Annotated in this window: 22 protein-coding genes and 1 pseudogene; 19 read left to right on the plus strand and 4 right to left on the minus strand. The window is 36.2% G+C overall.

The features are described 5' to 3' along the window. Positions 1-175: 175 nt before the first annotated feature. A complete protein-coding gene (locus FG384_RS10405) occupies positions 176-1,888 on the minus strand; it encodes a sigma-54 interaction domain-containing protein (RefSeq protein ID WP_166462427.1) in 1,713 nt (570 codons plus the stop codon). A 362-nt stretch (positions 1,889-2,250) separates the two neighbouring features. Between FG384_RS10405 and hutU the strand changes: the two genes are divergently transcribed. The 8 genes from hutU to hutH all read left to right on the plus strand — a co-directional run bounded on the left by hutU (position 2,251) and on the right by hutH (position 11,835). Beyond that, positions 2,251-3,969: a urocanate hydratase gene (gene hutU / locus FG384_RS10410; protein ID WP_142642535.1), complete on the plus strand. Its 1,719-nt coding sequence runs from the start codon at positions 2,251-2,253 to the stop codon at positions 3,967-3,969. 100 nt (positions 3,970-4,069) lie between these two features. Continuing rightward, complete coding sequence (locus tag FG384_RS10415; protein WP_142642536.1) at positions 4,070-4,885, plus strand: basic amino acid ABC transporter substrate-binding protein; 816 nt, start codon at positions 4,070-4,072, stop codon at positions 4,883-4,885. Positions 4,886-4,951: 66 nt separating this feature from the next. Then, on the plus strand, positions 4,952-5,608 hold the full coding sequence (locus FG384_RS10420) for an amino acid ABC transporter permease (RefSeq protein ID WP_142642537.1): 657 nt from the start codon (positions 4,952-4,954) through the stop codon (positions 5,606-5,608). Continuing rightward, positions 5,605-6,327, plus strand: a complete 723-nt coding sequence (locus FG384_RS10425; protein WP_142642538.1) for an amino acid ABC transporter ATP-binding protein — start codon at positions 5,605-5,607, stop codon at positions 6,325-6,327. Before FG384_RS10420 ends, FG384_RS10425 begins: the two co-directional genes overlap by 4 nt. 131 nt (positions 6,328-6,458) lie before the next feature. Next, positions 6,459-7,766, plus strand: a complete 1,308-nt coding sequence (locus FG384_RS10430) for a YjiH family protein (protein WP_240793400.1) — start codon at positions 6,459-6,461, stop codon at positions 7,764-7,766. Between the two features lie 59 nt (positions 7,767-7,825). Then, complete coding sequence (gene hutI / locus FG384_RS10435; protein WP_142642540.1) at positions 7,826-9,079, plus strand: imidazolonepropionase; 1,254 nt, start codon at positions 7,826-7,828, stop codon at positions 9,077-9,079. A 25-nt stretch (positions 9,080-9,104) separates the two neighbouring features. Then, the gene (locus FG384_RS10440) at positions 9,105-10,274 is read left to right on the plus strand and encodes a M20/M25/M40 family metallo-hydrolase (RefSeq protein ID WP_142642541.1); all 1,170 of its coding nucleotides are present in this window, start codon (positions 9,105-9,107) and stop codon (positions 10,272-10,274) included. Positions 10,275-10,296: 22 nt separating this feature from the next. After that, positions 10,297-11,835 (plus strand): histidine ammonia-lyase, encoded by a 1,539-nt coding sequence (hutH, locus tag FG384_RS10445; protein WP_240793396.1) that lies wholly within the window; start codon positions 10,297-10,299, stop codon positions 11,833-11,835. Between the two features lie 152 nt (positions 11,836-11,987). Here hutH and rpoN read toward each other — a convergent pair whose 3' ends face one another. Beyond that, entirely contained in the window at positions 11,988-13,271 is a 1,284-nt protein-coding gene (gene rpoN, locus FG384_RS10450) for an RNA polymerase factor sigma-54 (protein ID WP_142642542.1), read from the minus strand. Positions 13,272-13,529: 258 nt separating this feature from the next. On the opposite strand from rpoN, the gene FG384_RS10455 reads away from it, so the two are divergent. The 6 genes and pseudogenes from FG384_RS10455 (at position 13,530) to FG384_RS10475 (ending at position 17,817) form a co-directional block, all read left to right on the plus strand. Further along, positions 13,530-14,678, plus strand: a complete 1,149-nt coding sequence (locus FG384_RS10455) for an MFS transporter (RefSeq protein WP_142642543.1) — start codon at positions 13,530-13,532, stop codon at positions 14,676-14,678. Positions 14,679-14,866: 188 nt separating this feature from the next. After that, positions 14,867-15,100 carry a hypothetical protein gene (locus FG384_RS10460; RefSeq protein ID WP_142642544.1) on the plus strand — a complete coding sequence of 78 codons (234 nt, stop codon included), beginning with the start codon at positions 14,867-14,869 and terminating at the stop codon, positions 15,098-15,100. 17 nt (positions 15,101-15,117) lie between these two features. Next, positions 15,118-15,657 (plus strand): ribonuclease FAU-1 family protein, encoded by a 540-nt coding sequence (locus FG384_RS10465; protein ID WP_142642545.1) that lies wholly within the window; start codon positions 15,118-15,120, stop codon positions 15,655-15,657. 19 nt (positions 15,658-15,676) lie between these two features. After that, a pseudogene (locus FG384_RS20025) lies at positions 15,677-16,147 on the plus strand (GrpB family protein); the annotation flags it as partial. 21 nt (positions 16,148-16,168) lie between these two features. Next, positions 16,169-16,702, plus strand: a complete 534-nt coding sequence (locus tag FG384_RS20030; RefSeq protein ID WP_205961779.1) for an NUDIX hydrolase — start codon at positions 16,169-16,171, stop codon at positions 16,700-16,702. 38 nt (positions 16,703-16,740) lie between these two features. After that, complete coding sequence (locus FG384_RS10475) at positions 16,741-17,817, plus strand: NAD(P)H-dependent flavin oxidoreductase (RefSeq protein WP_142642547.1); 1,077 nt, start codon at positions 16,741-16,743, stop codon at positions 17,815-17,817. Positions 17,818-18,741: 924 nt separating this feature from the next. Here the strand turns inward: FG384_RS10475 and FG384_RS10480 are convergent. Beyond that, the gene (locus tag FG384_RS10480) at positions 18,742-19,245 is read right to left on the minus strand and encodes a GNAT family N-acetyltransferase (RefSeq protein WP_142642548.1); all 504 of its coding nucleotides are present in this window, start codon (positions 19,243-19,245) and stop codon (positions 18,742-18,744) included. A gap of 17 nt (positions 19,246-19,262) precedes the next feature. Beyond that, on the minus strand, positions 19,263-20,201 hold the full coding sequence (rnhC, locus tag FG384_RS10485) for a ribonuclease HIII (RefSeq protein ID WP_142642549.1): 939 nt from the start codon (positions 20,199-20,201) through the stop codon (positions 19,263-19,265). A gap of 78 nt (positions 20,202-20,279) precedes the next feature. Between rnhC and zapA the strand changes: the two genes are divergently transcribed. From zapA to FG384_RS10510, 5 genes are all read left to right on the plus strand, one after another. Continuing rightward, on the plus strand, positions 20,280-20,540 hold the full coding sequence (zapA, locus tag FG384_RS10490; protein ID WP_142642550.1) for a cell division protein ZapA: 261 nt from the start codon (positions 20,280-20,282) through the stop codon (positions 20,538-20,540). Between the two features lie 4 nt (positions 20,541-20,544). Beyond that, a complete protein-coding gene (locus FG384_RS10495) occupies positions 20,545-21,087 on the plus strand; it encodes a CvpA family protein (RefSeq protein WP_142642551.1) in 543 nt (180 codons plus the stop codon). A gap of 48 nt (positions 21,088-21,135) precedes the next feature. After that, positions 21,136-22,839 carry a DNA polymerase/3'-5' exonuclease PolX gene (gene polX / locus FG384_RS10500; RefSeq protein WP_142642552.1) on the plus strand — a complete coding sequence of 568 codons (1,704 nt, stop codon included), beginning with the start codon at positions 21,136-21,138 and terminating at the stop codon, positions 22,837-22,839. A gap of 15 nt (positions 22,840-22,854) precedes the next feature. Next, positions 22,855-25,218: an endonuclease MutS2 gene (locus tag FG384_RS10505; protein ID WP_142642553.1), complete on the plus strand. Its 2,364-nt coding sequence runs from the start codon at positions 22,855-22,857 to the stop codon at positions 25,216-25,218. A 68-nt stretch (positions 25,219-25,286) separates the two neighbouring features. Continuing rightward, positions 25,287-25,700, plus strand: a complete 414-nt coding sequence (locus FG384_RS10510; RefSeq protein ID WP_142642554.1) for a DUF350 domain-containing protein — start codon at positions 25,287-25,289, stop codon at positions 25,698-25,700. Positions 25,701-25,833 lie beyond the last annotated feature (133 nt).

The following is a 25,833-nucleotide window of genomic DNA, read 5'->3' on the forward strand; positions in this document are numbered from 1 at the left end:
GCAAAGAATTTACCTAATAGATATGACAGTAACTTTGCGGACTCAAAAATAAACGAAGCTATGAAACTTGTGTATGAAGAATATTTAAAGCAACAGTATAAAGGAGAATTATCAAATTCTTCTATTAAAAAAGGAAACTTCTAGATTTAGTGAGTTTCCTTTTTTTCGTTATATATTATTTATAGAAAGTTGGCTTTTCAAGATCATGCTTTTTTATATGGTATTGCAAACTTTGGCGAGTAATGCCAAGCTTTTTGGCAGCTTGTGAAACATTCCAATTTGCTAGTTTTAAAGTCGCTTCAATTAGTTGTTTTTCTGTATTATTAAATATTTTTTTTAGTGGCCTTTGTATAATGTCTCCTTGTTCTAAGGAATTAGCAGGAAGAACAGTAACAATTTTTCCACGCATATAAGATGGAAGATGCTCTACTTCCATTTTTTCAGCAGTCTCAGGCACACGGATGATGAGGTTTTCAACCAAATGCTCTAGTTCACGTATGTTTCCTGGCCAAGGATATCGTAACAAACTTTCATGTAACGCATTGGAAATGTCGGGAACGTTTTTGGATAATTTTTCTTGATATGTTGTTAGGAAGTAGCTTATGAAAAAATGAACATCCTCTGTACGTTCTCTCAAAGGCGGGATATAAAGACTCGTATGAGCAATTCGATAAAACAAGTCAAGTCTCATCTTATTTTCTGCAATTAGTTTTTCAGGATCCTCGTTGCACGCACTAATAATCGTACATTTTATAGGTGCGACATCATTTGAGCCTACTTTGCGAACGAGCCGTTCTTGTAGTACCCGCATTAACTTGGATTGCAATGTGATTGGCATAGAGTTAATTTCATCTAAAAAAAGAGTGCCATCTTGAGCATATTCAAACAGTCCTATTTGGTCTGTTGCACCTGTAAATGCACCTTTTACTGTTCCGAATAATGTACTTTCTAGTAAAGTTTCTGGGATTGCAGCACAATTTATCGCTACGAATGGTTTATCTGCTCGAGGACTATGATTATGCATGCTTTGTGTAAACAACTCTTTTCCTGTACCCGTTTCTCCAACAATTAATGTATCTGCATTATGTATCGATACATTTTGTGCTTCTTTTATAAGGTCTAACAGTACTAAGCTTTTTCCCTTAATATCATTAAATGTATAAATGGTTCCATTTTTTGAATGGACTTTCTCTTGAGTTATAACATTTGCTTGCCTTTTTAACTCTATAGTTTGATGAAGACGGTCTTTAAGTCTTGATTCATTTGTACTTATAGAAAAGACAGAGATGGTTTTCCCGTCTTTTTGGATTGGGAATGTACTATAGTTCACATATTTCGGTATCCCGTTAATAGTAGAGTGTGCTCGATACCTTGAGTAAATTGGTTTGCCTGTTTTAAATGTATGTTTGTGCTCTGAATATTGTGGGTTGTAATTATAAACAGACCATAAATGTTTTCCGATAATGTCTTTGCTTGTTAAGCCTTCCATTTTCTCCTGTGCTTCATTGTATAAAGTTATTTCTCCTTCAGAGTTACTCATCATTACTCCTTCATCTAAAGAATCTATAATTTTTTCAAGACAATACAGCCGTTCCTCCGTAATTGATATTTCGTTTTCTCTAATACATAAAAAAATATAATCAACATCACTAGAAAGGACTTTGACTTCTACAGTAAAGTCTTTTTTATTTAAAGAGAGGGGAAATGTTTCGTTATGGATGAAACGAACATTATCACATTCAATGAAACTATTAATAGGAGTACCTTCGACCACTTTTAAAGGAACATCCTCATTTAAATCATGCCAGAGGATTTCATAATGCTCATTTAAGGCGATGACTCCATCCACAAAACTTCTTATGATTGATCCGAATGAAGAAACAGTCAAAGTACTCTTACTCCTTCCGATTATAAAATTATCCATAGTATAGCATAATTCTGATTATTTAGAAGAGTCTGCATGTAAAATTTATCTGCACCGTAAAAGAACCTTTTATCCAAAGGGATTCTATCGTTTTAGTTGAATATTTTGAAAAAATAGAAAATGTTATCTGCGATAATTATTTTTATGAACGTTTGAAAAATTGGTGAAATAGTTTCGTTGAAAATACAAAAACCCAACTAATTGTCGGTGTTACATAGATAATTCGAAAAAAAAGATTTTTCTACTTAATAATTATTAGAATTGGCACGACACTTGCATTATAGAAAAGTGTGAAACCAATTACATTATTTTAGGGGGAATTATCGATGACAACACCAGAAATTTTATATTCCGTAAAAGCGCAAAGAGGACCAGAGCTACGTTGTAAAGGTTGGAGACAAGAGTCAATACTACGAATGCTTGAAAACAATATGGAGAACGCAGAAAAACCGGAAGAGCTTGTAATCTACGGCGGTATCGGGAAAGCAGCACGTAACTGGGAGTCTTACCATGCCATTGTTAAATCGTTAAAAGAGTTAGAAGATGATGAAACATTGGTTGTGCAATCTGGAATGCCAGTAGCGATTTTCAAAACACATAAATACGCACCAACTGTAGTAATGGCGACAACAAATATTATGAAAGCAGACTGGCCGACATTTTATGATTTACAAGACAAAAACTTAACAATCTATGCAAACTATACAGCGGCACCTTGGGAGTATATCGGAACGCAAGGTGTTATCCAAGGAACATTTGAAACACTTTCGGCGATTGCGCGCTTACATTACAACGATTCGCTTGTTGGGAAAATCCTTTTGACTGCAGGTGCAGGAGGGATGGGTGGAAACCAAACACGCGCGATGACAATGCATGGTGGAGTAGCAATTCTTTGCGACTCGAATGTCGAAATCATTCAACGTCGAATTGATAAAGGCTTCATCGATGAGATAGCTGGTTCGTTAGATGAAGCGATTGCAAAAGCGAAAGAATATGCAGCAGCAGGAAAGCCACTTGGAATTGCCGTTGTAGGAAACGCGGCCGACATTTACGAGGAAGTTTTAGAAAAAGGGTGGTTACCTGATATTTCTACTTCGATGACGCCTGGTCATGACCCAATTTCGTACTTGCCAGCTGGATACACAGTGCAAGAAGCAGAAGAACTTCGAGATACGAATCGTGAGTTGTATTTAGAAAAAGCGCGTGAAACGATGGTGCGTGAATTAGAAGCGCTTATTAAATTCATGGATTTAGGGGTTCATTCGTTTGAATACGGCACAAGTCATCGGAAAGAATGTATCGATGCGGGCATGGATGCAACAGAAGCGAAGCGTCTTCCAGGTTTCGTAGCGGAATACATCCGTCCACTATTCTGTGAAGGCCGCGGACCGTTCCGTTGGGTTTGCTTATCAGGAGATGCGGAAGATTTACGAAAAATTGACGATATGATTTTAGAAAAATTCAGCGATGATCACCTTGTAACACGATGGATCAAATTAGCGAAAGAGCATATTCCAATTGAAGCACTTCCTGCACGTATTTGTTATATGGGATTCGGACAGCGTAAAGCATTTGCCCTAGAAGTAAATGACATGATTCGTCGTGGGGAACTATCTGGCCCTGTTGCTTTTTCCCGTGATAACTTAGATTCTGGTTCTATTGTGAACCCAACATTTGAATCAGAAAACATGAAAGATGGCAGTGATTTAATCTCTGACTGGCCGATGTTGAATGGACTTCTGAACGCAGTTGGTATGTGTGACTTGATCGCAATTCAAGCGAACTATTCGATGGGAGAAGCGGTTCATACAGGCGTAACAATGGTTGCGGATGGAACAGCGGAATCCGATATGAGATTAGAAGTAGCCATGACAGTAGACTCCGGAATTGGGGTAGTTCGTCATGCACAAGCGGGCTATGAAACTGCCCAGGACGTTGCAAATGGGAAAGGTAAGCTAACGAAGGAAAGCATCAAAATCCCATTATGGTGGAAGCCGGAAGCTACATTTGGTCCAAAAGATGTGAAGAAAGAAGTTAATGCTTAATTTAGCAATAAAATGACTTAGGAAAGCAGTAGTTTTCAGTTTTTACCAATTTAGATTTCCAATAGTATGGAAAAAATATTAACTATAAGGGGACAATGGAATGAAAAAATTTTCACTTCTAATTATTGTCATGATTCTCTCATTAATTCTAGCAGCTTGTGGTACTAGCAACACTAATGCAGAAGCCGATGGATCAAATGGAGAAAAGAAAAAGTTGAAGATCGCGACAGAAGCAAACTATGCACCTTTTGTCTTTTTGGATCAAGGGAAGATGAAAGGCTTTGACGTTGACTTTATGAATGCAGTGGCAAAAGAAGCAGGTTATGAAATTGAGCTTGTCAATGTAGGTTGGGATCCTTTATTTGTTGAAGTGAAAGATAAGCTTTCTGATTTAGGGATCTGTGCAATTACTATTAATGACGTACGAGAACAAACCTATGATTTTTCCGTTCCATACTATTTATCAACAAACGAAATTTTAGTTCCCGAAGGTAGTGATATTAAAAGTGCTGCTGATTTAAAAGATAAAGTTGTTGCAGTTCTAGGTGGTACGACAGGACAAGAAGCAGTGGAAAGCATTCTTGGAGTAAATCATCCTAATATTAAAAAATTCGACAATAATAATCTAGCTATTTTAGAAATGCTTAACGGTGGAGCAGACGCAGTTGTAGCTGATAATGCAGTTGTGGAAGAATACGCAAAAAATAATGCAGACAAAAAACTTGCAGTGATTAAAGATGATGAAGGATTTGAGAAAGAATTTTACGGCCTTATGTTTCCAAAAGGCAGTGAGTTGAAAGCTGAATTTGATGTGGCTGTTACAAAAGTTCTGGAAAATGGAACATATGCGAAAATCTATGAAGAGTGGTTCGGTTCAGAACCAGATGTAGCAACAATACTTGCGCAACAAAAATAAGTGAATAAATCATATTGCGTAACTCCTATAAAGTAGTTACGCAATTTTGGTTAAGGGGGGAAATCAATGGATTTTAGACTAGACATCTTGGTAGAATATATTCCTTTCTTCTTAAAGGGAACTTTACTAACAATTGGGTTGTCGATAGCAGGAATTATTATAGGAACAGTATTAGGTTTGCTAATCGGACTTGGGAAAATGATGCGTAACAAGCCTATTGCTTTTCTATTTAACTGCTATATTACTTTTTTTCGTGGTACTCCATTATTCGTGCAAATCTTATTAATCCATTTTGGCGTTGTACCTATGTTAATAGGACATACAAACGGCATAGTTGCTAGTATTATTGCGCTGTCATTAATTGCAGGGGCATATATCGCAGAAATTTTCAGGGCAGGGATACAGTCAATTGATAAGGGGCAAATGGAAGCATCACGTTCTTTAGGTATGAATCATGTTCAATCTATGAAAGATGTTATTTTACCCCAAGCTTTTAAAAGAATGATTCCACCTTTGGGAAATGAGTTCATTGTACTTATAAAAGAATCCTCACTGGCAGCAATAGTTGCTACTCCTGAACTTATGTATTATGGGCGAGCGCTTGCAAGCCAGTATTACCGAGTGTGGGAGCCGTACCTTACGGCAGCGCTAATATATCTAGTGTTAACAACTTCTTTAAGCTTCTTATTAAATCGTCTTGAAAGAAGGTTGGCAACTGAATGATCCATGTAAAAAACTTAAAAAAGTCATTTGGCACTAACGAGGTTTTAAAGGATATTAATGCAGTCATTAAACCTCGAGAAGTCGTGGTTGTGATTGGACCATCAGGGTCGGGGAAATCTACATTTCTTAGATGTCTAAATTTACTTGAAACGATTACTGGTGGAAATGTAACTATTGAAGGTACTGATATTACGGACAAAAAAACGGATATTAATAAAGTAAGAACAGAAGTAGGGATGGTGTTTCAACAATTTAATCTATTTCCACATAAAACGGTGATGGAAAATATAATGCTTGCACCTATGAGGGTAAGAAAACTTTCAAATGAAGAAGCAAGGTCAAAAGGTTTGGATCTTCTTCGGAAGGTTGGCCTTGAAGAAAAGGCAAGTGCATATCCTGAATCGTTATCGGGTGGTCAAAAACAGCGGGTTGCCATCGCGAGAGCATTAGCAATGGAACCGAAAATTATGCTTTTTGATGAACCGACCTCTGCACTAGATCCAGAGATGGTAGGAGAAGTGTTGGAAGTTATGAAACAATTAGCCAAAGAAGGAATGACAATGGTTGTCGTAACACATGAGATGGGATTTGCTCGTGAAGTTGGAGACCGAGTTTTGTTTATGGATGGTGGTTATATTGTAGAAGAAAATGAACCGAAAGAATTGTTTGAAAATCCACAGCAAGAAAGAACAAAATCCTTCTTAAGTAAGGTTTTGTAAAAAAACAAGATATGGTGTATTGTTCCACTTTATAAAACAGAAAATTATGTATAATCAGAAATAGATAATCTAATCTTTGAGGTGAAAGAATGAATAATGTTCAGGAAACGATTGATAATCACCAAATTGTCATGGGAGAAAATCAAAGAATTTATCAGTTTCGTAATATATTTAGATTTTTCTTTTTCAGTGCGATCGGAATCTTCATGTTTTTTATTCCAATTGAAATAAACGACAAAAATTCCATTCCGTTAGACCATCTTGTGACGTGGATTCGATCGTTGTCTAGTACGGCGAGTGCCTATTACGCGATGATTCTTGTCATATTAGGAGCAGCTTATCCATTTTATACGAAAAGTTGGAAGAAAAGTAAAGTTGAAATGGTGTTATCCGGATTCAAAATATTAGGTGCAATAGCAGCATTTCTTGTCTTGTTTGAAATCGGTCCATCCTGGTTAATGGCAGAAGATATGGGGCCGTATTGGTTTTACAGTTTGGTTATTCCGATTGGTGTCCTTGTTCCAATTGGTGCCATTTTTTTAGCGATGCTTGTGGGATATGGATTGCTTGAATTTATCGGTATTTTCATGCAACCGATTATGAGACCTATTTGGAAAACTCCAGGACGATCTGCAATTGATGCAGTGGCCTCTTTTGTAGGTAGTTATTCAATAGGTTTGCTAATAACGAACCGTATATATAAAGAAGGAAAGTACACAAAGAAAGAAGCTATTATAATCGCAACAGGTTTTTCGACAGTGTCAGCTACATTTATGATTGTTGTAGCGAAGACGTTAGATTTAATGCATATTTGGAATCTATATTTTTGGCTGACTTTTTTAGTTACATTTCTCGTGACAGCTATTACAGTGAGAATTTGGCCAATTAATAAAATAAGTGATGATTATTACTCAGAAGAAGGTTTTCCAGAAGAAATTATTAAAGAGAAACGAATAAGGCATGCGTGGGAGCAAGCTATGACTACTGCCCATAATGCACCAAAATTAAAAGCTAATATATTCGAGAACGTTAAAGACGGTTTAGTGATGGCTATGGGTATTTTACCTTCCATTATGTCAATTGGTTTACTGGGGCTAATACTTGCCAATCATACACCGGTGTTTGATTATCTTGGCTATATTTTCTATCCGTTAACATGGATACTTCAAATTCCGGAACCACTTTTAGCTGCAAAAGCTGCATCTATTAACTTGATCGATATGTTCTTACCGTCATTAGTCGTACTTAAAGCAAGTTTAGAAACTAGATTTATTATTGGTTCACTTTCGATTTCTACCATATTATTCTTTTCGGCGTTGATACCTTGTATTCTATCAACGGAAATACCGATCAAGATGGGGCATATAATCGTAATCTGGTTTTGGAGAACAGTGTTCACGCTAATTATTGTTACTCCTTTAGCATTTTTGTTCCTTTAAGAGTTACTATGTAAAGTTTCGACATGGAGTCTAGCAATCTTTTAAATGGAGGTATAGGAATGAACGTGGAAACAAAAGTGAAAACAACAGTAGATTTAGTCATATATAATGCTGCAGAAACTATTACTTGTGTTGGAGAAGGTATGACGGAGATAGGGGTCATAGAAAATGCGTGGATTGCAATTAAGGATGACAAAATTGTTGGGGTTGGACCTGAAGAAGAGATAACGAACAAATTCGACTTAGAGAAATCGGTAAGTATTAATGCAACTGGAAAAGTTGTTGCACCGGGGTTTGTCGATTGTCATACACACCTCGTTTTTAATGGATCACGTGTAGAAGAATATGCTGCAAAACTGTCAGGTAATGTAGATGAAAACTTGGAAGAATTAGGAATTACAACTGGACCTAATCGAACAATTGAGTTAACTCGTCATGCATCGGAAGAAGAATTGTTTCAACAAGCGAAAAAAAGAATGTTATCTATGTTAGATTATGGGATTACCACAATAGAGAGTAAGAGTGGCTACGGATTGACGACTGAAAGTGAGATAAAAATACTAGAAGTAGGAAGAAGGCTAGGCAAGGAAACTCCTGTGGATGTATTAAATACATTTTTAGGTGCACATGGTATTCCAAATGGAATGTCGAAAAGCGAATACATTGAAATTCTTATTAAGGAAATGATTCCGGAAGTTGGTGAGCGGAAGCTGGCAGAGTTTTGCGATGCATGGTGTGATGAAGGATACTTTACAGCGGAAGAATCAAAGCAAATCTTACAAGCAGGACTACAATATGGGATGAAATCCAAATTACATGCAGATGCGTATTCATACATCGGGGGTTCTGATTTAGCAGTGGAGATGAACATGGTTTCTGTAGACCATCTGAATTTCACGCCTGTTGAAGTGATGGAAAAGCTTGCAAAATCGGAAGTAACAGGTGTGTTAATGCCAGCATTGGACTTTGCAGTTGGTCATAAGCAACCGTTTGAAGCAAGAAGAATGCTCGATTTAGGAATGAACATAGCACTTGCGACTGACCTTTGCCCTGCATGCTACACAGAGTCTATGCAGTTTGTTATTAACCTTGCTTGTCGATTATATAAATTTACAGTAGAAGAAGCGATAAAAGCTGCCACTTTTGGTGGAGCACGTGCACTGGATTTAGATGATCGTGGAATTATTCAAACTGGTAAACTGGCAGACTTACAGATATGGGATATACCTACGTATAAGCATATAGCATATGAACTTGGAACAAATATTGTAGAGACGGTTATTAAAGATGGGAAAGTAGTAGTTAGTCGATAATTACTCAATAATAGGAGGTTTTACAATGACAAAGAATCAATTGTACAGTACTGCTGTTGAACGATTAAATGAAGAACGCTTGTTAAGCTTATTTCTAGAGCTAGCAAAAATAAATGGTCCGAGTACTAAAGAACAACCTGTAGCTGATTATTTAGTAAATGTATTAACGGAACTTGGATTCACATTCGAATTTGACGAAGCACATAAAAATTTCAATGGAGAAGTAGGTAATTTAATCGCTTGGCGTGAAGGGACAGATTCGTCGATTCCTCCACTGTTCTTTTCCACGCATATGGATACTGTGCTACCAACTGAAGGTTTACAACCAGTTATAAAAGATGGTGTTATCTATTCTGATGGTACAACAATATTAGGTGCTGATGACCGAGCGGCATTGGCAGCCTATTTAGAAGCGGTTCGTGCAATTATTGAAAGTGAAGTTCCGCATGGACCAGTTGAGCTTGTTTTAACGGTTAATGAACAACCAGGTCTTGTTGGAGCTACATATATGGATTATAGCAAAGCCAAAAGTAAAGTTGGCTACATTTTCGATAGTAGCGGAGATGTTGGACAAATAATCTTAAAAGGTCCTTTTAGTAGTAGGATTTGGATGGAAGTTGAGGGAAACGCTGCGCATATCGCGCTAAATGCAGAAGAAGGAAATAGCGCATTTCTTATAGCTGCCGAGGGATTATTGAACATGAATCTTGGCACTATTGATAAAGAGACACTTGCCAATATTGGAATTATCGAAGGCGGTGAATTAACATCGATAATTCCTGGTTCAGTGACGGTTGCAGGTGAAGTTCGTAGTTTTTCGAAAGAAAAAATGGAAAAGCAACTTAAGCATATGGAGGAAGCAATGCAGAAAGCTGCTGAGAGAAAAGGCGGTAAAGTGAATGTTAGAATCGAAAAAAAATATAGTGGATTTGATATTCCAAAAGATCATATTTTAACAAAAACGGTCGAATCAGCAGCTCACAATATTAACGTAAAACCTTTTCTTACAGAAACACTTGGTGGAGCAGATACGAATGTGTTAAATGAAAATGGTTTAACATGTCTTACTTTAGGTAATGGCTTCCAAAATATCCATTCATTTAGAGAATGCATAAGCGTAGAAAATTTAATAAACACAGGTAGACTAACGGTTGGTTTGATCGAACAATGGTATGAAAATCATAAACAAGCTTAACAAATAAAAGGAGTGGTAATAATTGAAGGGTGAAAGAACAGTCGAATTGGATAGACCTCTAGTAAACAACCAAGTTGCACTAGATGGGCTTACTTTAGATAGGTACAAAATAGAAAGTGTAGTTTATGGAAATGCAAAAGTGGTTGTTCCTGAAGATAGTCTATTACGAGTTCGCGCAAGTCGTGAACGCATAGAAAAACAGCTTAAAGATGGAAAGGTCATCTATGGTGTAAATACAGGATTCGGTAAGTTAAGTGATATTGAAATTGAAAAAGAAGATATAGCAAAACTGCAATTGAATTTACTGCGTGCAGATGCAGTAGGTGTTGGAGATCCGTTGCCAAAACCAGTTGTTAGAGCAATGATGGTTCTCCGTGCAAATGCACTGGCAAAAGGATTCTCGGGAATAAAAGAAGATACACTTTTGCTGTTGGTAGAGATGATTAATAAAGGTGTTCATCCAATTGTTCCTTGTAAAGGATCTGTTGGTGCAAGTGGTGATTTAGCACCGTTATCTCATATTGCAATTGTACTAATAGGGGAAGGGAAAGCTGAATATGATGGGGAAATTCTTTCGGGTGGAGAAGCACTGAAACGAGCGGGTTTAAAACCGGTTGTATTGGAAGCAAAAGAAGGTCTTGCCTTAATTAATGGAACACAGGCAATGACTGCGGTGGGGGTAGTAGCTCTAAATGAAGCAGAACGTGTTGGACTAGCTGCAGATATGGCTGCTTGTTTAACGATGGAAGCGTTACAAGGAATTATTTCTGCTTTTGACAGTGAATTATTAGCTGTCCGTCCACATCCTGAACTAGAATTTGTTGCTTCCAGAATGAGAAACTGGTTGGAAGGAAGTAAGCGGATTACACACCAAGGGGAAATTCGAATGCAGGATGCCTATTCAATACGTTGCATACCTCAAGTACACGGAGCATCTTGGCAAGCGTTTAATTACGTAGAAGAAAGACTGAAGATTGAAATTAATTCAGCGACAGACAACCCGATTATTTTAGAAAGCGGAGAAATTATCTCAGGCGGACATTTCCATGGCCAACCGATTGCACTAGCAATGGATTTCTTAAAAGTAGGAGCGGCAGAATGGGCAAATATTTCGGAACGAAGAACGGAACGACTTGTTAATCCACAATTAAGTGGATTGTCGCCTTTCTTAGCAGTAGACCCAGGCTTAGAATGTGGTTTGATGGTAGCACAATATGCAGCAGCTGCACTTGTTTCAGAGAATAAAGTACTTGCACATCCAGCGAGTGTTGACTCCATTCCGACATCTGCAAACCAAGAAGATCATGTTAGTATGGGAACAATCGGATCTCGCCAAGCACGAGAAATTATTCATAACAGTGCGAGAGTAATAGCTATAGAGTTAATATGTGCTTCACAAGCCATTTACTTAGAAAAAGCTGAAAACCAATTGGCTCCAGCGACAAGAGACTATTTAGAAAGAGTAAGAAAAATATGCCCGCCGTTAGAAAGTGACCGAGCTATTTCAGAACAAATGGAAGAACTGGCACAATATATTTTACGTGAAGACGTTTTACAATAGATAGCGATAGGCAGGAGGAATCGAGTAGTGTAATTGAAGTGAGACTTTGATCTTTTCTTATTCAAATTATCTAACGGCTTTAAACTTAAACTAAAGAGGGAAATGGGAAAGGAGGCTATGGAGTGAAATCCATAGCCTCTTTTTTATTTAGCTTAAACACTTATCTCTTTCCGGAGACTGGAAGCAGGAATATTTAGTTCCTCTCGATACTTACTAATCGTTCTTCTAGATATTGTAATTCCTTTTTCCTTATTAAAATAATCTGCAATTTTTTGGTCCGATAAAGGTTTGTATTTGTTTTCTTTCTCGATAAAGCTTTGTAAGAGTTCTTTCACCTCGCTTTGTGATATGGAGTTTCCGTCAACGGTTTCTAGTTTGGATGTAAACAACATTCTAAGATCAAAAGTGCCTCGTGGAGTTTGAATAACTTTATTCATCGTTGCTCTACTTACAGTTGATTCATGCAAATCAATTTCAGCTGCGACTTCTTTTAAAGTTAATGGCTTCAGAGATCCTTCTCTAAAAAATAATTCTTGTTTTGCGACTAGTACTTCTACTATTTTCAATATGGTAATACGCCTTTGTTCAATACTACTTAACAGCCATTTATAGTTAGTGAATTGATTGTTAATATATTTTGATGTTTCATCCTTTTCTTTTAGTAGATTTGAATACTTAGAATTAAAATGGATATCCGGTAAATAGCTTTCATTTAAGAAATAAACTAGATTTCCATCCTTATATTCCACAATGATATCCGGATTTAAATATTCTATTGAAGAATCCGTAATACCAAACCATGGTTTAGGATGAAGGGTCTGAATAAAATCATACAACTCTTTTACTTTCGCTAATGAAATTTTCATGCAACGAGCAATTTCGTTCCACTTTCTATTTGCTAATAAGTCTAGGTGGTTTTCTATTAGATTTTTTGCTAATTTTTCGTCTGGATAATCGTAATTTACTTGTAAAAGCAAACATTCTTTCAAATTTCTTGAGCCGATTCCGATAGGTCCAATCTGTTGAAGAAGATGGATTCCTCTCTCAATATCCGTATTATCAAATGGTTCATATTCTTTTAATTGTAAGTAGCCACTGTCATCCAAATTATGTATAAGGTAGTTAAGCAGTTTTAGATCTCGTTTATCTCTGTATAGAAACTTAGCTTCTTCGAATAATTTTTCTCTCATTCCTATGTCATTACTTTTAACAAAGTCAATGAGCTGCTGAGATGAATTGGTTGATGTTGTTTTTCCACGCATTCTTTCTTCATCAAGAGGTCGTTCTTTCAGTTCTATTAAGGGGTTTTCTAACTCTTGATCTTTTATATATTGGTAAAGATCGTAAGTCGAGTACTGTAGTAATTCAATGGCCTGTCTTAATTGAAAAGTCATGATTAAACTTAGTTCTTGACTTTGCTTGAGAACGAGCTCCATAGTTTTCCTCCTCATTAAACCTTCTAGTTAACTGAAAACGTTTACAAATGATTTTTATTTCCTATTATACTACGTATTTTTATACTTATCGATATAAAGATAGAATATTTAGAATAGAGTGAATTAGGAATTTTTGATATTTTTTTGAATTACTAGAACTTTTAGCCTATGCTTTATTTTTAATAAAATTTATTTATGATACAATGACGTGATTACTATAATACAATTCTACAGAATATGTGAGGAAGAAAACTTTATATGAAAGAACAAAATTCGTTAAAAAGCTTTAATTTTTTGTACTTTGGACTACTTGCTATGTTTATCCCCTTTCTTCCAATATATCTTGCTGAACAGGGATTGGATCCAGGGCAAATTGGCTTTATTATTGGTACTGGAGGTTTTGTGACAATTATTGCACAGCCTTTATGGGGGATGATTAGTGATAAGATTAGGACAATACGTAAAGTATTATTAGTACTACTATTTTTCTCAACTGTAATGGGTTATTTTCTATATGACTCGAGTGGTTATCTCCAACTTATCATATTCGCAATGCTGCTTTATTTCTTTTTAATGCCAATTGATCCTTTAACGGAAAGTCTTAATTTTTCTATATCAGAGGCAAATAAAATTAGTTATGGATCTATTCGTACATACGGTGCATTAGGCTATGCAGTAGTTTCATTACTTACTGGATATGTAATATCTTATTTCGGTGCACATAGTATGGCGTATCTGTTTGTAGGTATTGGAATTGTTAGCCTAATTGTGTGTTGGATGATGCCTGACGCACCAGTTACAGGTAAACCAGTTACATTAAGTAGTCTTAAACAATTTTTAAGAAATAAAGAGACACTTCTATTTTTACTGTTAGTCTTTATCTGTTCTGTACCAGCTAGAATGAATGATGTTTTCCTTGGAGTATATATTCGTGAGCTCGGCGGAGGGGCAGAGTTGTTAGGTCAAGCATGGTTCCTTGCCGCTGGAAGTGAAATTATAGTGTTTGCCCTAAGCTATTGGTGGCTTCGAAAAGGAAAAGAACTAATCATTATTTCATTCGCAACAACGTTTTATTTTATTCGTTTTTTCATTTCCGCTTGGATTACTGATCCTAATCTCCTAGCATATTTGCAAATCATGCAATTGTTAACCTTTCCTATTTTTTACTCAGCTGCTATTCAGTATCTATATCGGATAGTTCCTGTCGAATGGCGAGCTACAGGGCAAACCGTTTTGGCACTATTGTTCTTTGGAGTATCTGGTATCTTTGCGTCGTATTTAGGAGGAGCTGTATACGAATCTTTTGGTGGAAAAATTTTGTATTTATCTATTTCTTCGATGTCTTTTCTCGGATTGATAGTTGGTTTGATTCTATATGGGATATATGGAAGAAAGTCTGTAGATTGAATGCGAATCGCTGTCAAAATAATGTTATTTATCAAGCAATGCCGATGTCTGGTATTGCTTTTTTTAAGCTGATTTTTGGATTTTAACAGCTTTCTTCTAGCGCTTTAGTTCTTTTCCTTAAAAGAAAAAAGGAGATTTCCAACACAAAAGAGAAATTTTAAAAAGATATAATAGGTGGAGGTTGTTTTATGGATAATATTGATAAAAGAAAACGCTTAGAAGATAACCCATTTAGTTATCAAATTACAAAAAATAAGACGGTTTTTCTTGAGTATCATGGAAAGCAAATAAAAATTTTGAAAGGGAAAGATGCGGAGAAATTTTTAGAAAGAATAGAAGAGGCGGAAAATGAAAAAGAAGTACAGTTAATTTTGGCGAAAATAACAGGGAATTTTAAAAGAGGAAATGAACGTAGGAAATAGAGGTTGGGGGGACAAGGATGTTTAGGAGATATGGGGATCGTTCAGAGTGGAAGAGGATTGTTAAAAGAGAGTACGCACAAACTTTCATAGAGTCAAAAGAGTTTACTGGATATATTACACTATTAAAACTAATTCAAGTTACGGAACCGCTATGGGTACTGTACGGAGAAAAAAGGGTTTGTATCGTAGATAATGGTTTTATGTGGCTACAGCATTTCCCAATAGGTAAAAATTATTCGGTAACTACTATGTTTAATGCCAAGGGAGAAATTGTCCAATGGTATATCGATATATGTTACGCAATTGGAATCGAAAACAATATACCTTGGGTGGATGACTTGATACTTGATATTGTGGTGTTGCCTTCAGGAGAAATTATACATTTGGATGAAGATGAGCTGGAGGAGGCACTTGAAAAAGGTAGCATTGATCAGGCGATGTATGATCTAGCTTGGAATGAATCAAATAGAATTACTGCTTGTATTATGGAAGGGAAATTCAATTTGCTTCACTTTTCAAAAGAGCATAAGAATTCTTTAGTAGAAAAACTTCAGTAAAAATTTTAGGAGGATATGGATGCGTAAAGTAGAAGTAGTGGCATTTACAAATGATTGGAAGAAAAGCTTTCTTGAAGAAGTAATTCGGCTTCAAAAGATTTTTGACACAGAGGTAATAGCTATTCACCATATAGGGAGTACTTCTGTAAATGACTTATGTGCAAAGCCGATTATTGATATGTTACCAGTTGTTCGTGATATTCATAAGGTGGATACATTTAACGATGCAATGATTGCTATCGGGTATGAACCAAAAGGAGAAAATGGACTTCCTGGACGTAGGTATTTCCAAAAAGGAGGAGACAAAAGAACACATCATGTGCATATATATGAGGAAGGTAATACAGAAATTGAACGTCATCTTGCCTTTCGGGACTACTTACGAGCACATATGGATGTTGCAAAAGAGTATGGAGAATTGAAAAAAGCATTATCCAAGAAGTTTCCGTTTGATATTGAATCGTATATCAATGGTAAAGAACAATTAGCTTCAGAGATAGAACTAAAAGCAATCGAATGGTATAAAAATCTCGCAAAAGATAAAAAATTTCATCGTGCATTTGGCGTCTATGGTATTTGTGTACAAAACAGCAAGTTACTCGTAGTTAACAAAAACGGTGGTCCTTATATAAATCGGTATGATCTCCCAGGAGGTAGTTTAGAAGATAATGAAAGTTTGGAAACAGGTATAAAAAGAGAGTTTTTGGAGGAGACAGGTTTTGAAGTGGAAGTTGTTAATAAAATTGGGGTAGCTGATTTCATGGTTTCGTCGGACTGGAGGGGTTTAACTGATGTTCATCATATTGCTGTGTACTATTTTGTAAAGCAAACAGGTGGTTCAATAACAGAACCTCTTCAGTTCGAAGGGCAGGACTCACTTGGAGCAGATTGGGTATCAGCAGAAGAAGTTTCTGAAGAAAATGCTTCTCCAATAGTGTTGAAAGCATTTGAATGGTTAAAAACAAATGAATTAGGATTATATGCCGACTATTATTTCGAGTGGAAGGTTAAGAAGAATAAAGAGTGTATATTAACTGAATTGTAAAAATGTAATTATTAAATGTAATGAAAGAGGTGGCGTGAATGCCCGTAAATGCAATGTTAAAAAATATGAAACTGGAAATCCCGATTATTCAAGCCCCAATGGCTGGAGGTATAACAACTTCTAATTTAGTAGCTGCCGTTTCCAATAACGGAGCTCTCGGAATGATTGCAGCTGGTTATATGAGTCCAATTCAATTAAGGGAACAAATCAGAGAAGTGAAGCTGTTAACGACCAATAATTTTGGTGTAAATTTATTTGTTCCAAATGAATTTCATCTTAGCAATACCGAAATGGAATTAGCAAACCAGTTATTGTTACCATATCGGGATGCTTTACATATACACAACGAAAATATGTCCCTACCAAATGTAGATGATGCATTTCAAACTTTCAAAGAGCAAATACAAGTTCTTATAGAAGAAAAAGTTCCTATCTGTTCATTTACATTTGGTGTCCCTACTTTAGATATGATTCAACAGTTAAAACAACAAGGCATTATATTAATAGGAACTGCTACAACAGTTGCAGAAGCAATAGCTATAGAAGACTTAGCAATGGATGCTGTAGTAGTGCAAGGAAGTGAAGCAGGAGGTCATAGAGGAAACTTCCTTGGTAACCATGAGGAAAGTTTAATCGGTTTAATGTCGCTAATCCCACAAGTTGCAAATAATGTTACTATTCCAGTTATTGCAGCAGGTGGGATTATGGATGGAAGAGGACTAATGGCTGCTTTATGTTTAGGAGCAAGTGCTGTCCAAATGGGTACAGCTTTTTTAACTTGTGAAGAAAGCGGAGCACATTCCCTTCATAAAAAGTCTATTATGGAGTCAAAAGGAAATGACACAGTATTAACTAAGGCTTTTTCTGGTAAATGGGCGAGAGGAATTACAAATAAATTTATAGAAGAAATGAAACAACACGAAGAATCTTTTCCAAATTTTCCGGTTCAAAACACTCTTACCCAATCGATTCGAAAAGCCGCTTCAGAGCAAAATAATAAAGATTTCATGTCACTTTGGTCGGGCCAGAGCACAACTCTTGCTAAAAGAGAGACTGTACAATCACTCATTAAGCGAGTTATGGATGAAGCTAGAAATATTAATATACGTGTATAAAGGCAAGGGAGGCCACTGAAAAACTCAAAATTATTATTTTTATAGGAACTATGTGCTGTATTTCATTTAAAGAATTTAGCGCGACGCATGAGACTCCTGCGGGAAAGCGAGACAGACGAGACCCCGCACGAAGCAGAGATGGGCACTGAAAAACTGTCTATTTTAGAATAAATACTTTTTCATTTCTAGAAAATCGTTGAAAAAGGCGACACTCCAGCGGGAATAGTGTTAGTCGAAGACCTCGTAGCGAAGCGAGGAGACTGAGGCAACGCCCGCGGAAAGGGAGGCCACTGAAAAAGTCACTTTTTTTCAAAAAATAAAAACGAAATCCCATAATTCCTTCACTTTTTAGGGTGTTTATGGGGACGTCATGCCAATTTTGATACAAATATACTTCTCAAGTGGTGACTTTATTTTCTGAATTTTTGTTTTTCAGTGGCCTCCGGAAAGGGAGCCGTTTCAACGATTTTCTTATTTATAGGGTAATGTATAGCTCCGTATAGCAAAGCAAATTATAGAGACTTTTTCAGTGCCTTCAAGCAGAGCGAAGGAGGAGGCTCGTCGCTCGCCCGCGGAAAGCGAATGCCAAAGCGCTAAATTCTCTTAGGACTATTTGATAGATAATTTATTTGAATGACACTTTTTCAGTGCCCTTGAAGTGGGGAGGCTGCGGCAACGCCCGCGGAAAGGGAGCCACTTCAACGATTTTCTTATCTATTTGGTTATTGTAGAACTCCATCTGAAAAGCTGATTATAGGGACTTTTCCAGTGCCCTCGAAAAAAGGGTGTAGGGGCGTGAAAGAGTCACGCCCCTACACCCTTAAGTTACGAAAACGATGCAGTGAACCTTTCGTCCAAAGCGAACCGAAAACGTACAAGAACAAAAGCCTCGATTATTCTTAATTATTTTTAATCCATTAACCGTTAAATTGTGTACTCATAATATGGTTCCTCTTGTTCTGTATCATCGAACCATTTCATTCCTTTATATGAAAAACCAATTTTCTCTAAAATCTTTAAAGATCCTTCATTTTCGAGGCTTGCAGAAGCTGTTACAATCTGTACTAATCCATTGTTCTTAGCTAAATCTAAGCAAGCATTTGCAGCTTCTGTTGCAAAGCCTTTTCCCCAAGAACTCTTACGAAAATGATAGATTAACTCGACTTCCTTTAATGGACCAACTATGTTGAACCCTGATGCACCAATAATTTCATCCGTTTCTTTGTCTTTCACTGCATAGACAGATAATCCGTTTATTTCATGACATTTGCGATATGCCTGAATAACTTTAAGTAATACATCATGTGGAGATGCTCCATTGCACTGTACCATAACTTCTTCATTACCCCAAAACTGTTTAGAAGACTCTAAATGAGATTCTTCAAACACACATAAACATAGACGTTCTGTTTCATAAACAATTACCATTTACTTCACTCCGATCATCAAAATCTTTTCTTATCCGCAAGTTTCATAGCTTTTTGTGTGTTGGCAAAATGCCATTTTGTGATGGATTTTAAAAATTCTGCTCCATGTTTTAAATAAATTTTTGCTGCGATTTCATCAACTTTTGAGCTTGCCCCTTTAGGAATGGTTGTATTAGCTATTTCACTAAGACGATCCATTTCTTTTAAAAATGCATATCTTGCAATAATGGAAGCTGCCGCAACAGATACATGTAATTGTTCAGCTTTTGTAGAAAATAACACATTTTCTCGAATGATTTCTTTTTCAGCTTTAATATGATTGTAATAAATACCACGCTCAGCAAATTGGTCAATTAATATATAGTCAGGTTTTTGTGGTATCAATTTCTTCAGAACATGTCTAAGTGCTTGATTGTGCATGAGTGCTTTTATTTTCCCTTGAGACCACCCACGTGACTGAATATCATTGTATTTCTCGTTTTTCAATACAAGAACACTATGTGTTAAAATAGCCATTAAATCTGGTGCCATTTTACGCATAATATCATCCGTTAACATCTTGGAATCTTTCACACCGAGCTCTGTAAGGAGTTTAATTTGATCTGCTCGAACAAAACAAGCTGCAACTGTAATTGGCCCAAAATAATCACCAGTTCCAGTTTCATCTGAACCAATCACAGATAAAGAGGCAAAGTTAGGTGGTAATGTATCACCTTTTGTATTTGAACTAACGATTTTTTGAACAGAATTGTCGGAAGATCTCCACAATGATGCCTCTCGAGTAGCACCGTTTCCTTGAAACATTACTTTACCAGATTTGTAAATTGTAACAGCGGTATCTACTAGTTTAGCAGCGAAAACTACCCCAGGAGCAGACCTTTCTACTCTAAATTTTGAATAATGATCTTTTACTTTTTCTATTTCTGTTGGTTGTAATAATAATACTTCGTTGGACATTCGTATGTTCCTTTCTTCACATCATAATCTATTTCGTGTTATTATTAGAAATAGGATTTTTCTGGGGAGGGTATGGCTTTGTCAGAACAACAAAAAACAAAAATTTCTGTTGATATATATGGACAGAATTATATAATGGTAGGTTCCGAAACTTCTGGCCATATGAGACTTGTTGCCTCCATGGTGGATGATAAAATGAGAGAAATTCATTCCCATAATGGTCATTTAGATATTGCAAAATTGGCGGTTCTTACAGCTGTTAATGCGGTTAATGATTACATAAAAGTAAAAGAGCAATTAGAGCTTCTAGAAGAAGAATTAAAAAGGTTAAAGGACTGAAAAAATGTTAGATATTCTTATTTTGATACTACTTGTAGCTGGATTAATAACAGGTGCAAGACGTGGATTAATCGTCCAGCTTATTCATATGACTGGTTTTATTATTGCACTCATCGTATCTTATACTTATTATAAACCACTAGCAGAAAAATTTGTTTTATGGATTCCGTTTCCAGCAGTAACTGCTAGTTCAAAACTAACGATCGCTGTAGAAAGTTTGGAATTAGATCAGACTTTTTATCGAATTATTGCATTTGCACTTATATTTATTGTAGTGAAATTTGCTCTGCAATTATTAGCATCTATGTTTGACTTTTTAAAGTATTTACCAATACTTGGATTTGTCAGTAATATGGTTGGAGCAGTGTTAGGATTCATCGAATTTTACTTTATTATATTTGTTCTGCTATACGTACTTGCCTTATTACCTATCGAATTTATTCAAAATTTAATATCCAGTTCGATTTTAACTGATTGGATGCTTGACCATACGCCAATCCTATCTGAAACGGTGAAAAATTGGTGGTATATATATATAGAAAAGTGACTTCTCTCAGTAGAGGGAAGTTTTTTTTGAATGAAGGGAGTTCTTATCTTGGATAAAAAGACAATCATTAAAACGTTAGAGAAAATTGCATTATACATGGAGTTGCAAGGAGAAAATCCATTTAAAGTTTCTGCGTTTCGCAAGGCTGCACAAGTTTTAGAGTTAGATGCTCGTAGTCTTACGGAAATGGATAATATTTTAACTTTAAAGGGGATAGGTGCCGCAACTGGTGCAGTTATCGAAGATTTAATAAACCACGGAGAGTCCTCCTTGTTAATAGAACTCCAAAACAAGGTACCGAGTGGTTTGCTACCCTTATTAAAATTACCGGGACTTGGTGGTAAGAAAATTGCGAAACTCTATAAAGAATTACAAATTGACTCAATTGAATCGCTAAAAGAAGCGTGTGAAGCAAAGAAAGTTCAAACATTGGCTGGATTTGCTGCGAAAACAGAGGAAAAAATATTACTTGAGATTGAAGCATTGCAAACAAAACCAGAACGAACTGCAGTATGGCAATTGGAACCAATTGTTGAGATGATAGAGAGAAAGCTAAAGACAATAACTAAGATTGCGAAATTTTCCGTAGCAGGTTCTTATCGAAGAATAAAAGAAGCTAGTAAAGATATAGATTTTATTATTGCTACCAGTTCACCAAAAGAAGTCCGTGATGAGCTATTAAATGAATTGCCTATTTTAAAAACTATTGCAGCTGGTGATACGAAGGTTTCAGTGACGTTGGATGTAGAAAACGAAGTAGATGTCGATTTCAGACTAGTTGAGTTGCATCAATATGCTTCTGCACTTAATCATTTCACAGGTTCGAAAGACCATAATATTAAAATGAGACAAATCGCAAAAGAACAAGGGAAGAAAATAAGTGAGTATGGTGTTGAGTTAGAAGATGGGAATATGCAGCATTTTCACTCAGAGGAAGATTTCTATGCTTATTTCGATTTGCCATTTATTCCACCAACTGTTCGAGAAGACGGTTCTGAATTCACTAAACTCGATCAACTTCCATTTCTTGTAGAATTGGATGATATAAAAGGTGACTTCCATATGCATACGACTTGGTCGGATGGGGCTCATTCAATCGAAGAGATGGTGGAAGCTTGCCGTCAAAAAGGATATTCGCATGTTGTGATTACTGATCACTCCGATTATTTAAAAGTAGCAAATGGTCTTTCTAAAGAGAGATTATTACACCAAATAGAAATAATACGCAGCTTAAATGAAAAATATAAAGATATAGAAATACTTGCAGGTACCGAAATGGATATACTTCCAGATGGATCGCTTGATTTTGAAGATGAAGTATTACAGCAATTGGATTTTGTTATTGCTTCCATCCACTCGAGTTTTAGTCAGCCACAAGAAAAAATAATGGAGCGCTTATTCCATGCTATCAAAAACCCAAACGTGGATATGATTGCTCATCCAACGGGTAGAATTATTGAACAACGAAATGGGTATAATCCGGATGTACCAACGCTTATTGAGTGGGCAAAAGAGTATGGGAAAATTTTAGAATTAAATGCAAATCCATATCGTCTTGATCTACAAACTGAATACTTAAAATTAGCGAAGGAAAAAGGCGTGCCAATTGCAATCAATACGGATGCACACCATATAAATCAACTAAAATACATGGATATTGGCGTTCGTTATGCGCAAAAAGCATGGTTACACAAAGAAAACGTTGTGAATACTTGGACACTAGAGAAGTTCATGCATTATATAACGAAATAATTAGGAGGTGCTACAGTGATAGCTGAAAGAGCACTGAAAACATTAGAATATTATAAAATACGAGAAGAAATTGAGAAATACTGTACTTCTTCTGTTGGAAAAACGCATATAGAGAAACTAGTTCCTTCCGTGGATTTAGAGGAAGTGACAAAGCTTTTGGAAGAAATGGACGAAGGACTAACTGTACTCCGACTAAGAGGAAATGTGCCAATGGGTGGTATTACAGATATTCGCCCCCACGCAAAACGCGCACAAATAGGCGGGATGCTAAGTCCTTTAGAATTAATGGAAACAGCAAGTACTATTCGAGCAAGTAAAATTTTACGACAGTTTTTAGAAAATGTTGCAGAAACAGAAGATGTAGGGATTCCTCATTTTCTAGAGAAAAAGGATGCCATGCCAATATTAACTGCACTTGAGCATGAAATAAATGATTGTATTGATGAAAATGGAGCAGTTTTAGATAGCGCAAGCCCTACTTTACGTTCGATTCGTCAACAACTTCGTATTCAAGTTAGCAGAGTTCGTGAAAAATTAGAAAGTTATACTCGTGGTGCAAATGCATCCAAAATGCTTTCTGATTCTATTATTACCATCCGAAACGATCGATATGTAATTCCGGTGAAGTCTGAATACCGAAGCCATTATGGTGGGATTATTCACGATCAATCATCTTCAGGTCAAACATTATTCATAGAACCTTCTGCTGTTGTCCAACTGAATAATGATATTCGTGGTTTAAAAGTAAAAGAACAAGAAGAAATAGAACGTATATTAATCAAACTAACTGCAGAAGTAGAACTAGTTGGACATGAGATTTTCTTATTAGTAAATATTTTAGGTGAAATGGACGCTATTTTAGCCAAAGCAAAATATGGACAAGCTGAGAAATGTACAATGCCTAGAATTAATAATGCTGGCTATATTCGTTTGGTAAAAGCAAGACACCCTCTAATTCCAATGGATATTGCTGTAACGAATACAATCGAATTCGGAAAGGACATCACTGCCATCGTAATTACTGGCCCAAATACAGGTGGTAAAACAGTGACACTTAAAACCGTGGGCTTATGTACTTTAATGGCCCAAAGTGGAATACCTATTCCTGCACTGGATGGATCAGAAGTTGCCTTATTTGAGTCAGTATTTGCAGATATCGGAGACGAACAATCTATCGAGCAAAGCTTAAGTACATTTTCATCCCATATGGTTAATATTGTTGATATTTTAAAGAAGTATGATGAAAAATCATTAATAATATTTGATGAGCTTGGTGCTGGAACAGATCCACAAGAAGGAGCAGCACTTGCCATTTCTATTTTAGATGCAGTTCATGGAACCGGTGCGCGAGTTATGGCTACAACCCACTATCCTGAGCTAAAAGCCTACGGATATAATCGTCCGGGAGTTGCAAATGCAAGTGTAGAGTTTGATATAGAAACTTTGAGTCCAACATACAAATTACTAATCGGAGTACCTGGACGAAGTAATGCATTTGAAATATCTGAGCGCCTTGGTCTTCCAGGACATATTATATCGCAAGCTCAATCTTTCACTGGAACAGATCGTGGAGAAGTAAATTCAATGATTGCTTCTTTAGAAGAAAGTAGAAGACGTGCAGAAAAAGATGCAGAAGAAACAGAAGATCAATTAGAAGAAGCACGTAAAGTTAAAGAAGAACTCGAACAAAAACTTGCACAACTTGAATTGAAAAAAGAACAATTAGAGCAAAAAGCGAAGGAAAAAGCGAAGAAAATAGTAGAGGAAGCAAGACGTGAGGCAGATGAAATAATTAGCGAGTTACGCAAAATGCAGTCTAATACGCATAAGCTCATAAAAGATCATGAGCTTATTGATGCAAAGAAACGTTTAGATGAGGCTCTTCCGAGCAATCCAGTATTGAAAAAACAGAAGAAATTGAATGAACTTACAAAAGAACTCAAAGCAGGCGATGAAGTTAAAGTATTGAGTTTTGGTCAAAAAGGTACATTGCTTGAGAAACTCTCTAAGTCCGAATGGTCAGTCCAAATTGGTATGTTGAAAATGAAATTAGACGAAGCAGACTTAGAATTTATTAAACCTGAAAAGCAAAAACAAACAGTATCCGTAAATGCTGTAAGAGGAAGAGATTCTCATGTTAAGTTAGAGCTCGACCTCCGTGGGGAAAGATATGAAGATGCACTAATACGGGCAGAGAAATATTTAGATGATGCAATTCTTGCAAACTATCCGCGCGTATCCATAATTCATGGTAAAGGCACTGGGGTACTAAGACAAGCAATTCAACAATATTTGAAAAACCATTCTCGTGTGAAAAGTTATCGATTTGGAGAAGCAGGAGAAGGAGGATATGGAGTAACTGTTGTTGAATTAAAATAAAAATGGAATCTTGAAACCTTATTTGATTATATACGTAAAGTTAGAAAAATTTAAAAGGGGTTTTTGGAATGATACTTTCTAGTTTTTGGTCGAACCCACTCGTGGAGTCTGCTGGTTATTTTAGCGTAGTGTTATTATGCTTAGTTGTTTCCATGGTTTTATTTGAAATCGTTACAAAATATAAAAACTGGGTCGAAATCAAAAACGGTAATATAGCTGTTGCTATGGCAACAGGAGGGAAGATATTTGGTGTATGTAATATTTTCCGCTATTCCATTGAACAGCATAATTCGTTCTTTGAAATGATTGGTTGGGGGCTTTTTGGTTTTTCGCTCCTTATCATTGCTTATTGGTTATTCGAATTTTTAACACCTACCTTTAATGTAGACAAGGAAATCGAAAATGACAATCGATCTGTTGGGTTTATTTCGCTTATTCTTTCAGTAGGTTTATCGTTTGTTATAGGTGCAAGTATATCGTAGGAGAGAAAAGTATGGAGAAACTTTCAAAAGTTTTAATCGCTGTAGGCATATGTTTTGTATTAATAGGAATAGTATATTTAGTAATGAATTAAAGGAATGAGTTTTCTGCTCATTCCTTTTTTTAAACAAAATT

The sequence above is a fragment of the Psychrobacillus vulpis genome, from assembly GCF_006861825.1.
GTDB classification, from domain to species: Bacteria; Bacillota; Bacilli; order Bacillales_A; family Planococcaceae; genus Psychrobacillus; species Psychrobacillus vulpis.